The organism is Kistimonas scapharcae (assembly GCF_039540975.1).
In the GTDB taxonomy this organism is placed as follows: domain Bacteria; phylum Pseudomonadota; class Gammaproteobacteria; order Pseudomonadales; family Endozoicomonadaceae; genus Kistimonas; species Kistimonas scapharcae.
The window spans coordinates 1-18504 of record NZ_BAABFL010000114.1 but is presented as its reverse complement, the minus strand read 5'-3'; the positions used below and the strand labels follow the sequence as shown (position 1 = coordinate 18504).

Below are 18504 nucleotides of genomic sequence, written 5' to 3'. Positions count from 1 at the left end.
ATGAATTAACCTGTTGGGGTGAGTTTTCTGGCGCGATCAGATAGTACAGCGCCGGTTTTTTCATCAACGACCATGGTGCGTTGCTGTTTGAGTTTGTCGATGTAATAGATCACGCGAAGTTTTCGGCCATCTTCCTGTTCAAGCCGCGTACGGACAATTTTCTTGACGTGGTACTTTTCCTTTACATCCTGCAGGATTTTTTCCAACGGTATGACGTCGGCTTTTTCCGGGAACTTGTAGGGGTGGTCATCCAGAATTTTGCCGTTGGTTTGATCCAGCGTCATGATCCACGCACCGGTGTTGTCGGGCATCAGGTAATAGATTTTTTCGACCGGCTTGCCTTTCTGTGTGGTTTCCGAATACGTGTTAATGATCCGCATGCCTGGATGCTTGTCTTTTGCCTTAATCAGCAGTTTCTCCAGCGGTAAAACCGGTATGTCGGGTTGGGTCTGCTGGACAGTGCTGCCGCTGGTCTGGCTGGCAAAGGCGGGTAGGGTGGCGCAGGTGATTAAGCTGCCGCAGGCGATAGCGACGGAAATCTTGAACGCTTTCATGAGATTCTCCTTGGGAGACTACTGTGAATAACGTAGAAGGGAATCTCCGGTTTTTCCATTGGGTCTAATGGTTGATTGTTGTCGTATGATTGCTTGCTCAGGCAGAAAAAAGGCGCAGCTACTTGCGGCGCCTTGGGTGTTTTATCCTGCTGTCGTGATGCAGGTGTCGGATTCTGTGGTATGAGGGGATTTTTTCCATAAAATCCAAATATAGGCAGGGATGCCGCCAATTAAGAGGAGGAAGCCCCAGTACACGGTTTCCATGCCACTGCCGCCCAGTGCCCAGAGGGAGTAGAGGAAGGCCAGTGAGGAGATGATAATGTCGCGCTTGGGGATAACAGTACCCAGCTTTTCCCGTTCGCGAATCTGCAGGACCAGTCGTGCCATGGTGGACATGGTGTAAGGCAGTAATGTCGTCATGACGGCCAGGCTGATGATGAAGTTGAAGGCGCCCACCAAGCCGCGGCTGTAGTTGGTCAGAACCAGCAGAGTGACCAGGACCGATGAGATGATGATGCCCAGGGCCGGTGTGCCACGCTTGGATATCTTGCCAAAGCTTTCCGGGAACAGGCCGTCACGGGCGGCAGCCATTGGGATCTGCGCAGTCATCAGTGTCCAGCCGTTCAGGGCGCCCAGGCAGGAGATGATAGCGGCGACGCCAATGACGACGGTGCCGGCAGGTCCCCACAGGATGGCTGCGGCATCGGCAAAGGGTGCTGTTGACTGTGCTAAATCAGCAGGTGAAATCAATCCCATCAGGGAAGTGGTGGCAATGATATAAAGGACAGCCGCGAACAGTGTGCCCAGAACCGTTGCGCGGGGGATGGTTTTTTCCGGGTTATGCACGTTCTCTGAAGGAACAGTGGCTGATTCAAGTCCCAGAAATGCCCACAGGCAGAGTGCCGCGGAACTGGTCAGTGCGTTGAAGTTGCTGAGTTCACTGGTGTTGATGGTGGTGAAGTGTTCGGGATTGATCTGGAAAATCCCAAAGATGGCAATAGCCACAAGCGGCACGGTTTTAAGAATGGTGGTGACCAGCTGGAACACGCCGACAGATTTGACGCCGCGACAGTTAATCCAGGCCATGAACCAGATGGTGCCTACGGCAATGCCCGCGCCCAGCATGGGGTTTTGGTTGATTTCCGGAATGAAGATGCCTAAGTAGCCGAGCATGGCGACCACGATAGCCGCATTGCCTGACCAGAGACCGATCCAGTATCCCCAGGCGATCAGAAAGCCCATGAATTTACCCAGTCCGGCACGGCAGTAGGCATAAGGGCCGCCGGCAGAGGGGATCATTTGGCTAAGCCGGGCAAATGTCAGTGCGAGGAGCAGGGCGCCGGCGCCAGTAAATAGCCAGCCGCCAATGCTGATGGGGCCATAGGCGCCCAGGGAGGCGGGGAGTAGAAAGATCCCTGAACCAATCATGTTTCCGACGACGAGGGCGGCACACATCCATACACCCAGTTTGCTTTTTTTGCCGTTCCCGGGCAGGCCTGCTGAGCCGTCTACTGTAGTCTCTATTGTCATCGATCAGCGTCTTTTTGGAAAAAGTGCCGATCATAATATGAATATGTTATTTAGGTATATATTCGTAATATACCCTTGGAATATGCGGTGCATGCCTATTTACACGATTTTTGGCTTTTTTGTTTGCCTAGTTTGATGGGTAAAAAACAGGTCCAACCCTGTTCGCCGTCTGTGTTGGGGTTGGACCTGTCTGTATCGTGGTTAGCGGTTGTATAGGCTCCGTACTTCGTCCGCAATAATGGCCAGCCCTTTTCTGACGGTTTCTGCATCACGGGTGTAGGTAATGCGCAGGCATTCATGGCTGTGCTGCCAATCACTCTCAATGCCGGGGAAGAAGTAATGCCCGGAAACGACCAGTACACCGCGCTTCTTGAGGCGTTCGTAAAGTTCAAGACTGCTGATGGGCAAGTCCTTGAACCACAACCACAGGAACATGGCGCCTTCCGGTTTATGCATGTACCAGGGCAGGTCCCCCATCACTTCCTTGAGGTAACCGGTCGCCATCTCCATCCGTTCACGGTACCAGGGGCGGATGTGCTGGTTGCTCAGTGTCATGATGCTGTCGTCACGAACCATATCAAGAGCCAGTAACGCGCCACTGCTGTTGGGGGCCAGGTTGATGATGGCGTTCATGTTGCTGATGGCGCTGATGACGGACTCATTCGCGATGACAATACCGGTGCGGGTCGCAGGCAGTCCCAGCTTGGACAGGCTGAGGCAGAGGATAATGTGATCATCCCAGTAAGGGGTCGCCTCGGTAAAAATCAGATTGGGGAAGGGCAGGCCGTAGGCGCCGTCGATGATAAGGGGGATGTCATGCTGCCTGGCCATGGCATCCAGATGCTCAATCTCACCGTCAGTCAGTACATTACCGGTAGGGTTGGTAGGGCGGGATACGCACAGCGCCGCAATATTACCTGACAGGTCAAGCGCATCAAAATTGACGCGGTACTTGAACGTATTGTCATCTATAAACTCAAATTCCGGTTTTTCTGCAGTGAAGATATCTTTGACAATGCCACTGTCACTGTAGCCGATATACTCCGGCGCCAGTGGAAGCTGGATGCGGCGATGGACACCCTGACTGTCTTTGCCGGCAAACATGTTGAATAGCATGAAAAAGGCTGACTGGCTGCCATGGGTCAGACAGATGTTACGTTCCGTCAGGTTCCAGCCAAAACGACGTTTCAGCATGGCGGCCAGTTCTCGCAGAAAATCCTTTTCCCCTGAGGGCGGATCGTAAGTGCCAATCAGGCGTGTGAACTCTTTCTGGTTGTCGAGGATACGGCTCAGGCGTTGACGGAATACCGCTTCTACCTCCGGCAGGTGAGCGGGGTTGCCACCGCCCATCATAATAATATCGTCGTTACCGGCCAGCGCGTTGCCCAGGTCATCCATCAGCGAGAGGATGCCTGAATGTCCCGTGAATTGTTCGCCAAAGGCGGAAAGCTTCATACCTACCTCATCTCTGCCGGTGAATGCGATGGCTGACTATATTACAACCTGATCCTGCTTTTGAGTACGGGCTTTTAAAGGGCAGAAGTGAATCCATCGTGTGTTGTGAAGGTGCGCCGTAAAAAGCTATATGGTACGATCGTGCATCATTAAAATAATTACAGTTTGATTGCAGGCAGGACTCAGGATGCTCTGGTTGTTTGTTGCTGTTGTGGTACTCGTGGTAATTGTCTGGCCCAGAAGTCAGGCTAAACCCTACGATCATTATTTTTCGGCATTGAACCAGCTGGTGCGTCAGCAGATGCCGGGGTGTCCGGTACTGATCGTTGACCTTAACCGTGTGGATCAGAACCTTGAGAGGGTCAAAGCACACCTTGGAGACCCATCCCAGGTACGGATAGCGGCCAAGTCTCTGCCATCTCCGGAATTGATTCGTTATTTGCTGGAAAAACTGGGCAGTAACCGACTGATGTCGTTTCACCTGCCGTTTCTTCTGCAGCAGTTTCGCAGTTTCCCTGGCAGTGATTTCCTGGTGGGGAAACCCTTTCCTGTCACTGCGGTCAAGACGTTCCTGCGTAATCTTTCCGATGAGGAAAAAGCACGGATTGTTGAAATCCAGTGGCTGATTGATACCCCGTCACGTTTGCACCAGTACCTGGCGCTCGCCAGGGAGCAGGGGCTGCAGTTCCGGGTGAATGTCGAAATCGATGTGGGCCTGCACCGTGGTGGGATTCAAACGTTGGAAGCGCTTGATCAAATTATGGCGCTGATCAATGACGCTCCAGAACATCTCATTTTTTCCGGTTTCATGGGATACGACGCCCACCTGGCCAAGGCACCGGCCTTACCTTGGAAGCAGGGTGAAGCGCGCCAGCAGGCCCGTTCCGAGGCGATGGCGATCTACCAGCGATTTGTGAATCATGTGCGTGAGACGTGGCCGGATTCGTATCGGGATGATCTCTGTTTGAATGGCGCAGGGAGTATGACCTATCAGCTCTATCCGGAAGGTGATCAAGGCTGCCTGAATGACTTTACCATTGGCTCATCGTTCGTGAAGCCAACGGATTTTGACCTGCCCACACTGACTGACCATCAGCCGGGCCTGTTTATCGCCACACCGGTACTCAAAAAACTGGATGGCCTGGTGATTCCTTTCTTAGAGCGTTTTGCGCCCTGGCTGGCCAAACTGAATGTGAACTGGCAGAAAGCGTTTTTTGTCTATGGGGGCTGGTGGAAAGCCAAACCCTGCGCGCCTCAGGGTTTACGTAATAACGGTATTTATGGGCGAAGCACTAATCAGGAAATGCTGACGGCTTCGAATGGCACGGGTTTGGATGTTGATGATACGGTGTTCCTGCGCCCCACCCAGAGTGAGCGGGTGATGCTGCAGTTTGGTGGTATTCGGGTTGTGCGTGGTGAAGAAGTGATTGGTTTCTGGTCTGTCTTCAAAGAGTGAGGATGGCTGCGTTGGTGAGGTGCCTGAGGCTTCTGTCGTGGTGTTTTTGGCCGATAACAGCGATACATCGCTATTGTCTGGGCCATGCAACATGGATTACGCCACTCAAAAAAATACCGAATACGTTCCAGAACCATTGTCACTTGCCAGGCGTATCAGGCGCTGTCAGCCTATTGCACAGCTTGCTGGAAAGCGCCTGTCACTTCAAATCATCGGCAGTTTGCAGAAAGGGTTAGCGGAGCTTTGGCTGGAACCTGCCGGTGCGCATCCTGACTGTGCCGGTGTTCGTGCCGATTTTGCCCTGATTGCGGCGGGACTGGTTCGATGCCATCGCGGTGGCGGATTGTCTGTTGTTAAACGCGGTGTGCTTAAGCGGTTATCTGACGCTGATGTTCAACAGGCGGTATCCTATCTCCGGGAACAACCCTTGTATTTATGCCGCTCGGCACTCAAGACCTTGCATGCATTACCCACCAGTTTTGCCCGGGATTTCTTCAGCAAGACCTTAACCACCGATTCAGATAACCCGACAGCCTGTTTGCTCAGCGACCTTCATGCTGCCGGCTTATTTGCTGGTCATCAGGTGACACTGGAAGTCTTTGACCAGATTACCGCAGAACTTGATCGCTGGCAGGCGCAACGTCAGCAGGTGGATCCAGCCTGTATGGGGAATTATCTCGAGCAGCTTGAAACGCAGTTATCCACTTCGCGAGACCTGGCCGCTGTTCAGCGGTTACAGCGAAAGCTGGATGATGCGATTCCTTTCTGGCGCCTGGGGCAGTGTCTTCAGCGGCACTATTTTCGGGTGAAACTGCCAAACAATCCGGGGCTGTCAACATCGCTTTCCATGATGGGGAATCATCTATATCACTGTCAGTTAGAGACGTCATTTCCCTGGCGGCTAAATCATCAGCCTTGATACCCGTTTATTCAATGTTGCCTATACTCTGCGCCATCTTATAGAGAGTGCAGTTTATTACCGACCCTTATGACCGCACAGATTACCTTGTTAAAGCCTGGTGACCTGTTGTTCCAGCAACGGCCGGGTATCGCCTGTGGCTGCGAGGCGATTCGACAAGTCTGTACAGGTATTGATGGTTATTTAATTGATCATGTGGGGCTTTATGTGGATTCGCATCATGTGATTGAAGCGGTAAGCCCTCGTGTACATTGCATAGCTGTACAGGATTTCCTGGCGGGCTCTGTGACGGATGCAGCAGGTAATCCCAGGGTGTTGGCATGTCGCCTGAAACCTGAATGGCAGTTCTGCATTCCCCGGGCGATCCGAAAAGCGGCGGAGTGGTTGGGTATGCCGTATAACCGGGATTATGGCCAGCGAAAAGATTCCTATTACTGCAGCGAGTTGATTGTCGATGCCTTTTTTCATGCCAATGGGGGGGCTTTCCTGTTTGAGGAAACGCCGATGAATTTCCTTGATTCGAAAACAGGCGAAGTGCTGGACTTCTGGGTTCAATACTATCAGGGCATGGGAAAGACAGTCCCTCAGGGGAAACCCGGCTCTCATCCTGCCCATTTATCGCGCGCGGAATGTTTGATGCCTTTGTTCAGTTTTGGGCACTTTGCCTGACAGCGATTCCCCAGGATGACCCCAGGGAGTCGTTGTCAGACTTGGCATCTAGTAACCGATGAAACGATCAGCCATAAAAGGCCTGATACGCTCGGTAGATTTCGTGAATATCAAATTTTGAGGCAATTTCCATCGGCGCGTGCATGGATAGCAGGGCCGCACCGGCATCAATGGTACGAATGCCATAATGGGCCAGGAACATGGCCACGGTACCGCCACCGCCTTCATCGACTTTACCCAGCATACCCGTCTGCCATTTGATGTCCGCCCCATCGAACAGGGCGCGGAGTTCTGCCACAAACTCTGCATCGGCATCGTTCGTGGCGACCTTGCCGCGGGAGCCTGCGTACTTGGTCAGGACCAGGCCATGGCCCAGTCTCGCGGCGTTCTGTTCATCGTGGACAGACTTGAACAGTGGGTTGATACCCGCATTTACATCCGAAGAGAGTGCGCGTGAGTGCCACAGGCATTGGCGGGTAGCCCGGCTGCAGAAGTCCCCATTCCGGCATTTGCCGACAATCTCTTCCATGAAATAGTCCAGGTAGCGGGATTGCAGACCGGTTCCTCCGGTAGAGCCGATTTCCTCTTTGTCGACCAGGAAGCAAATGGCTGTCCGCTCCGGAATCGTTTCCATGTCCAGCATGGCCTGCATGGAGGTGTAGGCACAGATACGGTCATCGTGGCCATAAGCCCCTACCAAGCCACGATCCAACCCGACATCGCGTGCTTTTTCTGCCGGAACCAGCTGAAGTTCGGCTGAGATGAAGTCATCTTCTATCAGGCCGTAGTCGTCATTGAGTTTTTTCAGGACGGTGTGCTTGACCTGATCCTTGATGCTTTCGTCTTCAATGGGGGTGGGGATAGAACCCACCAGGATATTCATCTCTTCGCCCTTGAGCACCTCTGACGCTTTGCGCTCTCGTTGTACATGTTGATCCAGGTGCGGGAGAAGATCGGGGATGGTAAAGACGGGATCCTCGGGGTTTTCCCCGATGGTCAGGGTCACTTTACGGCCATCTTTCAGAACAATTACGCCATGCAGTGCCAGTGGGCGTGAAGCCCACTGGTATTTTTTCACGCCACCGTAATAGTGGGTTTTCATCAGGGCCAGGCCGGTATCTTCGTACAATGGATGCTGCTTCAGGTCCAGCCGTGGGGAATCCAGGTGAGACACCACCAGATTGGTGCCTTCGGTGATATCCCGTTGGCCGATCACCGCCAGCACCAGGTTCTTGTCGCGGTTGTTGAACCACACTTTGTCACCAGGCATGAAGGTGTCTTTGCTCTCGGCGGGGACAAAGCCTTGGGCTGTGGCCAGACGAATCCCTTCCGCGACACATTCGCGCTCAGTTTTGGCGATATCCAGATAGTGTTTGTAACCTTCGCAGAACTCAAAAATATCCGCTTTTCGTTCGGTGCTGGTGGTTTCCCAGCCGCTGGTGCGTTGATAAAACATGCTTCTCCCCTGGGCCGGATATTGGGTGAATCCGGCACGGTTATCTATGAAAACGTTACGATTGATGGAGGCTTAATCAGGCCGGTACAGGCTCGCCATGCGAATTGTCATTTTTCCTTGGCTCTTCATCCCGGTGTTCCATGAAGCGATTCAGCTTTGGCACCATGAAGGCAATCAGCAGGGCAATAACGGCGGTGACAACCCCCAGAATAATGAAGTAGTCACCATAGAGCTGCAGGCTGTCCATGGGGGTGATATTGCTGCCTTCCGATGACGAGAACCCTGCCACCCAGGCGCCGGCAATGGATGCAAGCGCCAGGGTCATATTCCAGGCGCCAAAGGTGAAAGCGCGCATGTGAACCGGGAACAGCTTGGCCACTACTGACATCCCCAGGGCGCTGATGAGCAGTTCACCAATGGCAAAGAAGAAATTCGGTGTGAAGATCCAGAAGGCGGACACCATGCCATTCTCGTCGGCAAAGTATTTGGAAATCCCGGCAGAACCAAAGGCGATAGCGCAGATAAACATACCCAGTGCGTACTTGCCCGGCATGGACAGGTCTTTGTTGCGTTCGCCGAGATAACTGTAGATTTTGGCCAATAGCGGGCTGATCAGGATGATCCAGAACGGATTCAGGGACTGGTACTGAACCGGGTCAATCTCGAACCCAAAGACGTAGGGCTGCACATTGTTAATGGCAAAGAAGTTCAGGGAGGTGGGCATCTGGTTGTAAAGGACAAAAAACACCAGCGCCTGCAGCATGAGAATCATGCCGACAATCATCCGTTTACGGTCTGCCGGGGACTCCTGGCGCATATGCCGGACAATCAGTACACAGATGGCAATGGCGGAAACAGCCATCAGCGTCTGCGCCAGCGGCAGGTTGGTCAGCAGGTAGGTGGCGACGCCGACGGCCAGCAGGGCACCACCGGTAAAGGTACCCAGTTTGCGGGCTCCAGCCGGTTTAAGGTCTGGTGCAGAGCCGGCTTTTCTCATGGGTCCGCGCATCAGGATCAGCCCGATGACGTTGATCGCCATGCCAGCGCCGCATAGTGCAAATGCCAGCGTCATGGAAATGCTGCTGGCGATGGGCGGAATCACCAGCATGGTGGTGAATGAGCCAACATTATTCACCATGTACAGGTAGGTGAAGGCGCCATCCAGTCGCGGATCGTCCTTGCCATCATAGGCGCTGGCGAGCACCACCGGCGGACAGGTGCTGGCCGTGGCGCGGCCAATCACGACAAATCCCAGTCCCAGGAACAAAGGCAGAGTCGTTTTGTTGACCGCAGAAAACGCCACCAGGAAATAGCCGATACTCTGGAACGCCGTACCGATGACCAGGTTGCGTTTGGCGCCGAGGTAATTGTCGGCAATCCAGCCACCAATAAAGAGCAGGCCGGCACCAAGGGCGGTATAACCGCCAAAGATAGCGAAGGATGTCGCTTCACTGAGTTGCAGGTATTTATTCAGATAAACCGGTAGTAACGACCATAAGCCATAAAATGAAAATGCCCACCAGAATTGCCAAAAAAGAAGAATATAAAATGTTGCGGGGTGTTTTTGTGACGTGGTCTTTATGGATGTGGGCATAGGGCTTCCCTCTTTCTTATCCCAATAGCCGATCGTTCCATGGTTTAATGGTGAGTCAGTCAATGAATAGCTTCAATAAACAGGGCTGTTGTTAAACAACGGAACGATTGTTTCTCAGGCAGAATTGGCTGAAATCAGTGTGTGCTGCTTTTTATTAATCAGCAGGATTAACTGATGGTTGTTCCCCTTCAGGCAAACATGAAGGTCAGTGGTTTTCTGTCCTGAATCAAATGCGGGCGTATTTTGCGATGGCTCAGAGGTCTGAGTTTTGATCTGCAGCAAAGAATAACAAGGCTGGTCTTTTGGTGTCGGTGCTGTTTATTCACTGGCTTATGTGGATAATTGTGTTGTTTTTTTATTGGGTGGCTGATTTTTTTCTGGTTTTTCTGAATGTGCGGGAAATATGTTTGAAATTGGATTCTGCTTAATAAAAAGTGTTTTCAGTGTTTCTTTGATTGTTGTGAGTTGTAGTCATTAAACTGTTTTTTGTTTTTTATTGCTGTGTTTGAAATGAGAAAATAAATCCTGTTAATGGATGGTTGAATAATTATTTTATCGGTCGGGGGTTGTATGTAAGAAATATTTTTCCCAATAGGCTATCTGACAATAAAAAAGTAAATGTTGTGTAAGACCATGGAGGACTCTGATGCAGGGTAATATCAGCGTTTGATCATCAATAATCTTTTATTGAGTCCCAATACCTGCCCATCGTCTGATGGGCAGGCAACTATCGAGACTATCTCCGGTTCACTGTTCACGCTTCGACGTAACGTGTGTGATATCACCGGGAGAGATGTTTGAGCTTGAGGAAATCCATCAGGCGCCCAATCGTTGTTCCCTGGATCAGGAGTGAGAACAAAATCACCGCCAGAGTCATGTGAATGATCGCCCCCCGTTCCGGCATATCGACAGGGATGGAGAGCATCAGGGCAACGGGCACAACACCGCGTAATCCTCCCCAGAACATAATGGCCTTGGTCTTGTTGTCCACCGGGGCGCTTTTGGGTAACCGGTTACTGATCGGCAGTAACAGATAAACGACCAGAAAGCGGGCAAACAAGACTACGGCAATGGTCAGCACCAGGAAGGGGACATTTTTGTAGAGATGATCCATATCCTTGAACAGGAAATCTTCCTGCATGCCCAGCAACAGGAAAATAAAACTGTTAGCAACAAAGGCCATGAATTCCCAATAAGGGCCAAGATACTGCTGTACCGGCTCGGAGAGTACTTTTTTGGACCCGGTGCGGGTAACGATACCCGCAGCAATGGTGGACATCACGCCGGACATCCCAAACACATGGTCAGCAATGATAAAGCTGGAATAGGCCAGTATGGTGGTCAGGGAGATCTGCACATAGGGAATGGCGTGGCCGAGGCGCAGCAGGAACAGCATGGCGATGCCCAGGATGGCACCAACGGCAATACCACCAAAGAAGACCCGGCAAAAATCCCAGAGCGCCATGAAAACAGTATCCAGCCCAAAACCCTGTCCGGTCTGCAATACGGCCATGACAATCCCGAACATGACAATGGCCGTGGCATCATTGAACAGGCTTTCTGCATCCATCAGCAGGGCCATACGCTCGGGAGCGCCCACTTCCTTGAACAGGGCAATGACAGCGACGGGGTCTGTGGCGGAAATCAGGGCGCCAAACAGAAGCGCCCCCGCCATCGTCATGGGGGTGAAATTACCGATCAGGCCCGCAACCACCAGGGTGGATAAGACAACCCCTACGATGGCCAGCATCAGCACCGGTACCAGCTCCTTGATCAACATGGGCAGCTTGATGTTGATTGCGGCATCGTAGATCAGTACGGGGAGCATGACGTACATGATCAGGTCATGGGTCAGCTGAACCTGAAGCACGGGGGCGAGAAAGTCCGAATATTTGGCCAGCAGCCCCAGGGCCATCCCAATCACCACCAGACCGATGGTATAAGGCACCCGCAGGAACTTGAGCCAGATGGCAGAGCCTGTGGTCAACATGAAAAGACCGGTGAAAATTAACACTGGCAGTGCCAGGTCGGCTTGATGCATGGCTAACCTCGTTGTGTAAAGACGCACGTATGCAATGTGACACTGAGCCCTGGGCTCAGTTGTTTAATCGGCAAGTGTCAACAGCATAGGAGTAACAGCGTGAAGCTGAGCAGGGTTTTTGTAGACGTACCAACAGGGCGGACAGGTGGCAGCGAGTATCGCCAGCCTTCAAGCCCATGCACAGAAATGAGTGGAGCCAGAACCGCTATAGACGGGAAAAACCTTTTAACACACTGTAATCACGGCGGGCAGAAAATTAAAGCTTTAAACGTCTAAATTGGTCATGACAAACAATCATATTTCTTATACGACGAATCGATTTCGTTGATAGTGAAGCCTTATCGTGCCATTCCGGATATCTTGTTGTTTTTTTGCGGCTTGTCAGGAATTTCCGGTGATTATGTGTGGTAATTCCACATGATGTGCTGGTTCATCCAGGTTTGTTCTCGAGATGTCAGTGAATTTTGAGCATTAGGCCTGAATATTGCTGCGTAATCGGTCTGTATTTATACGTATGTATCAGTACAATGTTGGCCTGACCGGGTGACACATGACTGTCAGTTGTTGTCTGCGTGGGGGAGCGCAGGCAGGGCACAGGTCTCGGTATTAAAGAACAAAAATGACGGAGTGAGACAATGAGAAAAATCGCGTTAATGCTGACCATGCTGGTCGCCATGATGGGCAATGCCTGGGCGTCCAGCAACAGCCTGTGGGAGCAGTCGGCGCTGAACCGCATCATGAAAGAAGGGAAACTGCGGGTAGGATTGGACTCCGGTTACATGCCGTTTGAAATGACGAGTAAAGACGGCAAGTACATCGGCTTTGATGTTGATTTCGCCAAGCAAATGGCCAAGGCCATGGGGGTTGAGCTGGAAATCGTCAATACTGCCTGGGATGGCATCATTCCTGCGCTGATGACGGACAAGTTCGATATCATCATGTCCGGTATGACGGTAACGGCCGAGCGTAACCTGCAGGTGAACTTTGTAGATCCTTACATCGTCGTTGGTCAGACCATCCTCCTGCGCAAGGGTCTGGAAGGCGAGATCAAGAGCTACAAGGATCTGAATGATCCCAAGTACAAGGTCATCTCCAAGCTGGGTACGACCGGTGACTACGCTATCAAGAAATACATGCCCAAGGCCGAACTGCGTCTGTTCGAGACTGAGGCGGATGGCGCACTGGAAGTGGCCAATGGCCGTGCGGATGCCTTCGTTTACGACCTGCCCTATAACGCCATCTATTCCGCTCAAAATGGTGACAATCTGGTGCACCTTGATGAGCCTTTCACCTATGAACCCCTGGGTTGGGCGATCCGCAAGGGTGATCCTGACTTCGCCAACTGGCTGAACAACTTCCTCCGCCAGGCCCGTGGTGACGGCACTTACGACAAGATCTACAACCGTTGGTTCGCAAACTCTGACTGGCAGGACAAGCTCAAATAAGTCCTGATGGCTCATCGATACCCGTTCTTATTCAGAGCGGGTAGTGAAATGACTGTTTACTACAACCAGGAGAGTTTCAACCCGGTGTTTGGAAGTAAACCCGTGACGGGCCGGCCGAAACAGATGGAAAAACAACCCAACCAGCTTCTCTGGAACCTGGTGTTTGTGGGAATCGTGTTTCTGACGGGCCTGGGTATCTATAAGTCGAGTCAATCCATCGATTACATCTGGCGCTGGGAGCGCATTCCGCAATACCTCTTTTATCAGGCTCAGGAAGACTATATCGCCGAATTCGACGGCGTCATTTCGCTGGGTGAAAGTGGCGTTGTGCAACTGGTGTCTGACAATGATCCGGATACCGTCCAGAGGGTCATGCAACCCCAGTTGCTCTTTGCTGACGACGGGGAACTGGTGTTTGAAGGTGACAGCTTCGCGGCCACCACCTACTGGGAAGCCGGGCCGCTGGTAGACGGCATGGTGATGACATTGCAGTTGTCGCTGGTATCTATTGTGCTGGCAATTATTATTGGCACGGTTGCTGGCTTATTCCGTATATCCAACAACCCGGCGTTGAAAAAACTGGCCATTCTGTATATTGAACTGGTCAGGGGAACGCCTTTGCTGGTGCAGATTTTCCTGGTCTACTTCTTCCTTGGTTCAGTGCTGGATATGGAACGTTTTACCGCTGGTGTGATCGCACTTTCTGTATTTACTGGCGCTTATATTGCTGAAATCGTTCGGGCTGGCATAGAGTCGATTTCCAGGGGGCAAATGGAGGCTGCCCGTAGCCTGGGAATGGGATGGCATCAATCCATGCGTTACGTCATTTTACCTCAGGCCTTTAAGCGTGTTTTGCCACCACTGGCCGGCCAGTTTATTAACCTGATCAAGGATTCTTCACTGGTTTCCGTGATATCCATCACTGACCTGACCAAAGCGGGGCGGGAAGTGGTCAGTTCAACCTTCAGTCCGTTTGAAGTGTGGTTCAGTGTGGCACTCTGCTACCTGATTCTTACCGGCGTGTTAAGCCTGCTGGTGCGTAAACTGGAAGTGAGGTATGCCGTCAGTGACTGATTACATTATTCGTGCAACCGGTGTTGATAAGATCTACCCCAACGGGGTGCATGCCCTGAAAAAGATGTCAGCGGATATTGCGGAGGGCGAGGTGGTAGTGGTGGTGGGACCCAGCGGTTCAGGAAAATCGACGTTCCTGCGTACGCTGAATCAGCTGGAAACCATCAACGACGGTGAAATCGTTGTCGACAATATTTCCTTGACCACCCCGGGCGATGTCAACGCGTTGCGGGAAGAGGTGGGAATGGTGTTCCAGTCGTTTAATCTCTTCCCGCATCTGACGGTGCTCGACAATATTTGCCTGGCGCCACAAAAAGTCAGAAAGATCAGCCGGGCTGAGGCGGAAGAACGTGCCAAGGCACTGTTACTGAAGGTTGGATTGAGTGAAAAGGCTGACAGTTATCCACCACAATTGTCAGGTGGCCAGCAGCAGCGCGTAGCTATTGCCCGGGCGTTGGCCATGCAGCCGAAAATCATGCTCTTCGACGAACCGACCAGTGCCCTGGACCCGGAAATGGTCGGAGAAGTGCTGGATGTTATGAAAGATCTGGCAAAGTCAGGTATGACGATGGTTGTCGTTACCCATGAGATGGGCTTTGCCCGGGAAGTCGCGGATAGAGTCATGTTTATGGAGTCTGGTGAGCTGCTTGAGGATAGCAAGCCGGATGACTTTTTTGATAATCCACAGGCAGAGCGATTGCAGACTTTTCTACAACAGGTTATTTAAGTCAGGATGGAAGAGGGCGTTGGTAAAACAGTGTGTATGCCCTCTTTTATTTGAGGTATACACCATATCACGATGATCTTGTTCCGTTCTTACTACAGCTTCAATAACATCACAATGGTTACAAACAACATCAACAGAGCATGCAGATAAAGCGAAGCCTATCTCCTCTCTATCTGCGCACTGTATTCGTTAATAACCAGGTACAGGGTTTCCCAAAAGAGATGGACACTATAGCGGTTCATCAGATTGCTGGTCATTACGCCGCCAGTATCTGGCGAGCGTCACGCCAAAAATATTCTGACTGACAGAAAAAATGGCGCCGGGCAGGGTTGCTAAAGGGGTAAAGTGCTTCAGCGCCAGTGCCATGGCAAGACCGGTATTTTGCGTTCCTACCTCAATCCCGATAGCCCGGGCATTTGCGGTTGGTTGGCCAAGGCATCTGGCTAGCAGATAACCTGACAATAGGCCAAAGGCATTATGAATCAATACACCCAACAATAAAGTCCAGGACAAACGGTTGAGGTTGTCTGCATTCAGGGCAACCAGTGTGGATACGGCAATCATGATCAACCCCAGTGACAGGCCCGGCAGCCAGCAGCGAACCTTACGGATTCTCGGTTCACCCAGCATATGGACGGCCAGTAGCCCTACCACCACTGGCAAAATGACTATCTGGGCAATACTGAGCAACATTCCAGTTTTGTCTACGTGAATGACTGTCGAAAGATAGCAACCAGTCAGCAAAGGTGTCATAAACAGGGATAGCAATGTGGAAACCAGTGTCATACTGATCGAAAGCGCCACATTTCCCCCGGCAAGGTAAGTCAAAGCATTCGATGCAATTCCTCCGGGAGCAACGCCAACCAGCAACATGCCTATCAGCCACTCAGTCGGATAGCCCAGTGCCAGACTGATTAACCAGGCGAGTAGAGGCATCACCAGAAACTGGAGTACAACACCCAGGCAAACGCTACCCGGTTGTTTCAGGATGTTTAGGAAGTCACTCCAGCTTAGCGTCAACCCCATCAACACCATGATGATGGCGAGTAGCCAGAAAAAGAACGGCTGAATGATTAGCCAAGGCTGTGGCCAAATACAGGCGGACAAAGCGACAATCATAAAACATGCGCTGTAATACCGGCTAAACATGGCTAATTATCCTGTTGGTGTAGGAAATGGGTTGGGTGGTTGATGCCCTAACATGTTGAAAACGAATGCANGTTTTGTGCAAAAACTGTACTCTGTTGCCAAAAGTACGGCCAGCTTGCTCACATTCCCAAGGTTAAGCGGGATTTAAGGGTAGAAGTTCAGCTTTGAACTTCTACAGCAATTGCGATACGGACAGTCTGTCTCAGGCGCCGCAGCATTTCTTATATTTTTTCCCACTGTCGCACAAGCAAGGATCGTTACGCGAGGGGAGCTTTTCGTTTACCTGCGTTTTTGCCGTGTTCAGCAGGGCGTCCAGCTGAGAGGTATCCTCTGGCTCTTCATCAGATACAACGATATCAACCACGATATTGTGAGTTTTGGCGAGTGCCAGTAACTCTTCCTCACGCTCTTCAGTCTGAACTGAGACTTTTGCCGGACTGGTCTCTGTGCCTACACGAACCACTTTCTTGGAGGTGTATCCCGTGCCGCGGTTGTCCTGCATATTGACGCGGCTACCTTTGTAAAAAAACTTAGACATAATTTTCAGGGTACTTTGCAAGTGAATTATGGTGCATTATACAGAATTTTACAGGAAGCATCTGCGATAATGATGGCGGATAAATAAGGGTATCTACGCCGTTGAAAAATTTCAAACCCGCTGCACGACATAACCTCTCCGCTACTTGCTTATTATTACATTCAAAATATTAAGTTCATTTTGGACGTCAAACATCAATGACTGATATCACATAATAATTGATTTATGCTCATGCTGACTCATCCGTTTTACAGTGATCCGCTCAGTTTCAAACTCTTTCTAAAGTTAGACTGTATTTACATCAACAACCTTAGTTATCAGTATAAATCTCCAAATTACCTTCACGCCTAGAATCAACCGAAGTACTCAGAGAGTGATACTAGCATTTGTTTCAAATCACCGAAAAAACTATCATCTCGAATAACACAACAGAATGAATCATCCATAACCGTTCCTGATCACTGTAACGATTCTCTACTTCAAGCCGTAGATGACACGTGTGAAAAGCGCCCGCAGACAAAGGCTATCGAAGATACCGCAGACAAGCTGATGCAGTTCACCTTTGATATCGGTGGTAAAACTCGCAACGTCTTTGCAGGTATCAAGGCGGCCTGTAGCCCGAAAGCTCTGGTTGGAAAACACACGGTTATGGTGGCCAACCTGAAGCCACGCACAATGAAGCTTGGTATGAGCGCAGGCATGGCACTGGCTGCTGATCCTGACGATGCAGCTCTGTGGTTCCCTGAACTCCAGGATAGTGCTGAACCAGGCATGCCGATGATGTAAGCACCATAAAGAAATGACATTATGGGAGGTACTACCTCCCATAATTTTTGATACTCGGCGTAGTAGGGTGTAACAGAATTGACCTATCAACAGAGCATAAATTGTGAAACTTTAGACCTTGGCTGACACATTTCTGTATAGTCCACGATGTGCCAGCCAGGGTATAAGAATGAATAGAAAAGATGAGCAGGACGTTCGGCGTAAACTCAAAGTCCTATCCCATGCACGTGAAACAGGTAACGTCAGCAAGACCTGTCGGTATTGGGGTATTTCTCGTGATACCTTCTACCGCTGGCAACGCGCTTATAGGCAGTCAGGTGAGTCCGGCCTGATAAACAGCAAACCCTGCCCTGAAAACCCTGCTGTTCGTGTTGCTGCCGTGATTGAAGAAAAAATACTGTACCTGCGTAAGAACTATCACTTCGGTCAAGCCAAGATCAGTTGGTACCTTGAGCGTTACCATGGCCTGATTGTTTCAATTTCCGGTGTATACAGCGTATTGCGTCGGCATGGTTTGAACAGGCTTCCCCAGAACCTTAGAAAGCGACATGTAAAGAGTATTAAGCGGTATGAAAAGCAGGTTCCAGGCCACCATGTGCAGGTAGATGTAAAGTTTCTAAACTTCAGAGATGCACTGGGTAAAAAAGTCCGCAGATACCAATATACGGCAATAGACGATGCAACCAGAATACGAGCTCTGAAGGCCTATAAGAAACATAATCAGGCCAATGCTATTGATTTCATTAACTATGTCGTTGAGAAGTTTCCTTTCCGGATAAAAATGATTCGTACAGACAATGGCAGCGAATTTCAGGCTAAGTTTCATTGGCATGTCGAAGATCTTGGTATGCAACATGTGTATATAAAACCGGCCAGCCCCAATCTCAACGGAAAAGTTGAACGCTCACACCTGACTGACCAACGAGAATTCTATCAACTCATTACTTATAAAGATGATGTTGATCTGGAAGCCAAGCTCGAAGAATGGGAGGCGTTTTACAACTTTCAAAGACTACATGGTGCCTTGAAAGGAAAAACGCCCTATGAGATTCTACGAGACAAAATGACACATTAGTTTTGACTGTCAGCCGAAGTCGGGAACCTCACACAT

At 50.8% G+C, this 18504-nt stretch carries 16 protein-coding genes; 8 read left to right on the top strand and 8 right to left on the bottom strand.

Annotation, left to right across the window (positions count from 1 at the left end):
• Positions 1–5: 5 nt before the first annotated feature.
• The 3 genes from ABD892_RS06855 to ABD892_RS06845 form a co-directional block, all read right to left on the bottom strand.
• On the bottom strand, positions 6–554 hold the full coding sequence (locus tag ABD892_RS06855; protein WP_345194692.1) for a PepSY domain-containing protein: 549 nt from the start codon (positions 552–554) through the stop codon (positions 6–8).
• A 141-nt stretch (positions 555–695) separates the two neighbouring features.
• Positions 696–2084, bottom strand: coding sequence for an amino acid permease (locus tag ABD892_RS06850; protein ID WP_345194691.1), 1389 nt, complete (start codon positions 2082–2084; stop codon positions 696–698).
• Positions 2085–2285: 201 nt separating this feature from the next.
• Complete coding sequence (locus ABD892_RS06845; protein WP_345194689.1) at positions 2286–3539, bottom strand: valine--pyruvate transaminase; 1254 nt, start codon at positions 3537–3539, stop codon at positions 2286–2288.
• A 187-nt stretch (positions 3540–3726) separates the two neighbouring features.
• Here ABD892_RS06845 and ABD892_RS06840 point away from each other — a divergent pair, with 187 nt between their 5' ends.
• The 3 genes from ABD892_RS06840 to ABD892_RS06830 all read left to right on the top strand — a co-directional run bounded on the left by ABD892_RS06840 (position 3727) and on the right by ABD892_RS06830 (position 6583).
• The gene (locus ABD892_RS06840) at positions 3727–4995 is read left to right on the top strand and encodes an alanine racemase (RefSeq protein ID WP_345194688.1); all 1269 of its coding nucleotides are present in this window, start codon (positions 3727–3729) and stop codon (positions 4993–4995) included.
• 91 nt (positions 4996–5086) lie between these two features.
• Positions 5087–5914, top strand: coding sequence for a hypothetical protein (locus tag ABD892_RS06835; protein ID WP_345194687.1), 828 nt, complete (start codon positions 5087–5089; stop codon positions 5912–5914).
• A 69-nt stretch (positions 5915–5983) separates the two neighbouring features.
• Entirely contained in the window at positions 5984–6583 is a 600-nt protein-coding gene (locus ABD892_RS06830) for a YiiX/YebB-like N1pC/P60 family cysteine hydrolase (RefSeq protein ID WP_345194685.1), read from the top strand.
• A 67-nt stretch (positions 6584–6650) separates the two neighbouring features.
• Here the strand turns inward: ABD892_RS06830 and ABD892_RS06825 are convergent, their stop codons facing one another.
• From ABD892_RS06825 to ABD892_RS06815, 3 genes are all read right to left on the bottom strand, one after another.
• On the bottom strand, positions 6651–8039 hold the full coding sequence (locus tag ABD892_RS06825) for an aminopeptidase (RefSeq protein WP_345194684.1): 1389 nt from the start codon (positions 8037–8039) through the stop codon (positions 6651–6653).
• Positions 8040–8115: 76 nt separating this feature from the next.
• Positions 8116–9633: an oligopeptide:H+ symporter gene (locus ABD892_RS06820; protein WP_345194683.1), complete on the bottom strand. Its 1518-nt coding sequence runs from the start codon at positions 9631–9633 to the stop codon at positions 8116–8118.
• Positions 9634–10414: 781 nt separating this feature from the next.
• Complete coding sequence (locus ABD892_RS06815) at positions 10415–11674, bottom strand: cation:proton antiporter (protein ID WP_345194682.1); 1260 nt, start codon at positions 11672–11674, stop codon at positions 10415–10417.
• Positions 11675–12309: 635 nt separating this feature from the next.
• On the opposite strand from ABD892_RS06815, the gene ABD892_RS06810 reads away from it, so the two are divergent.
• The 3 genes from ABD892_RS06810 to ABD892_RS06800 are packed head-to-tail and all read left to right on the top strand — an operon-like array spanning position 12310 to position 14920.
• Positions 12310–13119, top strand: a complete 810-nt coding sequence (locus ABD892_RS06810) for a transporter substrate-binding domain-containing protein (protein ID WP_345194681.1) — start codon at positions 12310–12312, stop codon at positions 13117–13119.
• 48 nt (positions 13120–13167) lie between these two features.
• Entirely contained in the window at positions 13168–14193 is a 1026-nt protein-coding gene (locus ABD892_RS06805; RefSeq protein WP_345194680.1) for an amino acid ABC transporter permease, read from the top strand.
• A complete protein-coding gene (locus tag ABD892_RS06800; protein ID WP_425559190.1) occupies positions 14177–14920 on the top strand; it encodes an amino acid ABC transporter ATP-binding protein in 744 nt (247 codons plus the stop codon). Before ABD892_RS06805 ends, ABD892_RS06800 begins: the two co-directional genes overlap by 17 nt.
• Before the next feature lie 228 nt (positions 14921–15148).
• Here the strand turns inward: ABD892_RS06800 and ABD892_RS06795 are convergent, their stop codons facing one another.
• Together ABD892_RS06795 and ABD892_RS06790 are read right to left on the bottom strand one after the other, a co-directional pair.
• Entirely contained in the window at positions 15149–16069 is a 921-nt protein-coding gene (locus ABD892_RS06795; RefSeq protein WP_345194679.1) for a bile acid:sodium symporter family protein, read from the bottom strand.
• A 202-nt stretch (positions 16070–16271) separates the two neighbouring features.
• Positions 16272–16607: a PBPRA1643 family SWIM/SEC-C metal-binding motif protein gene (locus ABD892_RS06790; RefSeq protein WP_345194677.1), complete on the bottom strand. Its 336-nt coding sequence runs from the start codon at positions 16605–16607 to the stop codon at positions 16272–16274.
• Positions 16608–16991: 384 nt separating this feature from the next.
• Here ABD892_RS06790 and ABD892_RS06785 point away from each other — a divergent pair, with 384 nt between their 5' ends.
• Together ABD892_RS06785 and ABD892_RS06780 are read left to right on the top strand one after the other, a co-directional pair.
• Entirely contained in the window at positions 16992–17393 is a 402-nt protein-coding gene (locus tag ABD892_RS06785) for a hypothetical protein (RefSeq protein ID WP_345194716.1), read from the top strand.
• 169 nt (positions 17394–17562) lie between these two features.
• Positions 17563–18468, top strand: a complete 906-nt coding sequence (locus tag ABD892_RS06780) for an IS481 family transposase (protein WP_345194676.1) — start codon at positions 17563–17565, stop codon at positions 18466–18468.
• Positions 18469–18504: the final 36 nt, after the last annotated feature.

Coding starts and splice junctions, on each gene's coding strand:
- ABD892_RS06855 (WP_345194692.1), bottom strand. CDS start 554: ATGAAAGCGTTCAAGATTTCCGTCGCTATCGCCTGCGGCAGCTTAATC.
- ABD892_RS06850 (WP_345194691.1), bottom strand. CDS start 2,084: ATGACAATAGAGACTACAGTAGACGGCTCAGCAGGCCTGCCCGGGAAC.
- ABD892_RS06845 (WP_345194689.1), bottom strand. CDS start 3,539: ATGAAGCTTTCCGCCTTTGGCGAACAATTCACGGGACATTCAGGCATC.
- ABD892_RS06840 (WP_345194688.1), top strand. CDS start 3,727: ATGCTCTGGTTGTTTGTTGCTGTTGTGGTACTCGTGGTAATTGTCTGG.
- ABD892_RS06835 (WP_345194687.1), top strand. CDS start 5,087: ATGGATTACGCCACTCAAAAAAATACCGAATACGTTCCAGAACCATTG.
- ABD892_RS06830 (WP_345194685.1), top strand. CDS start 5,984: ATGACCGCACAGATTACCTTGTTAAAGCCTGGTGACCTGTTGTTCCAG.
- ABD892_RS06825 (WP_345194684.1), bottom strand. CDS start 8,039: ATGTTTTATCAACGCACCAGCGGCTGGGAAACCACCAGCACCGAACGA.
- ABD892_RS06820 (WP_345194683.1), bottom strand. CDS start 9,633: ATGCCCACATCCATAAAGACCACGTCACAAAAACACCCCGCAACATTT.
- ABD892_RS06815 (WP_345194682.1), bottom strand. CDS start 11,674: ATGCATCAAGCCGACCTGGCACTGCCAGTGTTAATTTTCACCGGTCTT.
- ABD892_RS06810 (WP_345194681.1), top strand. CDS start 12,310: ATGAGAAAAATCGCGTTAATGCTGACCATGCTGGTCGCCATGATGGGC.
- ABD892_RS06805 (WP_345194680.1), top strand. CDS start 13,168: ATGACTGTTTACTACAACCAGGAGAGTTTCAACCCGGTGTTTGGAAGT.
- ABD892_RS06800 (WP_425559190.1), top strand. CDS start 14,177: ATGCCGTCAGTGACTGATTACATTATTCGTGCAACCGGTGTTGATAAG.
- ABD892_RS06795 (WP_345194679.1), bottom strand. CDS start 16,069: ATGTTTAGCCGGTATTACAGCGCATGTTTTATGATTGTCGCTTTGTCC.
- ABD892_RS06790 (WP_345194677.1), bottom strand. CDS start 16,607: ATGTCTAAGTTTTTTTACAAAGGTAGCCGCGTCAATATGCAGGACAAC.
- ABD892_RS06780 (WP_345194676.1), top strand. CDS start 17,563: ATGAATAGAAAAGATGAGCAGGACGTTCGGCGTAAACTCAAAGTCCTA.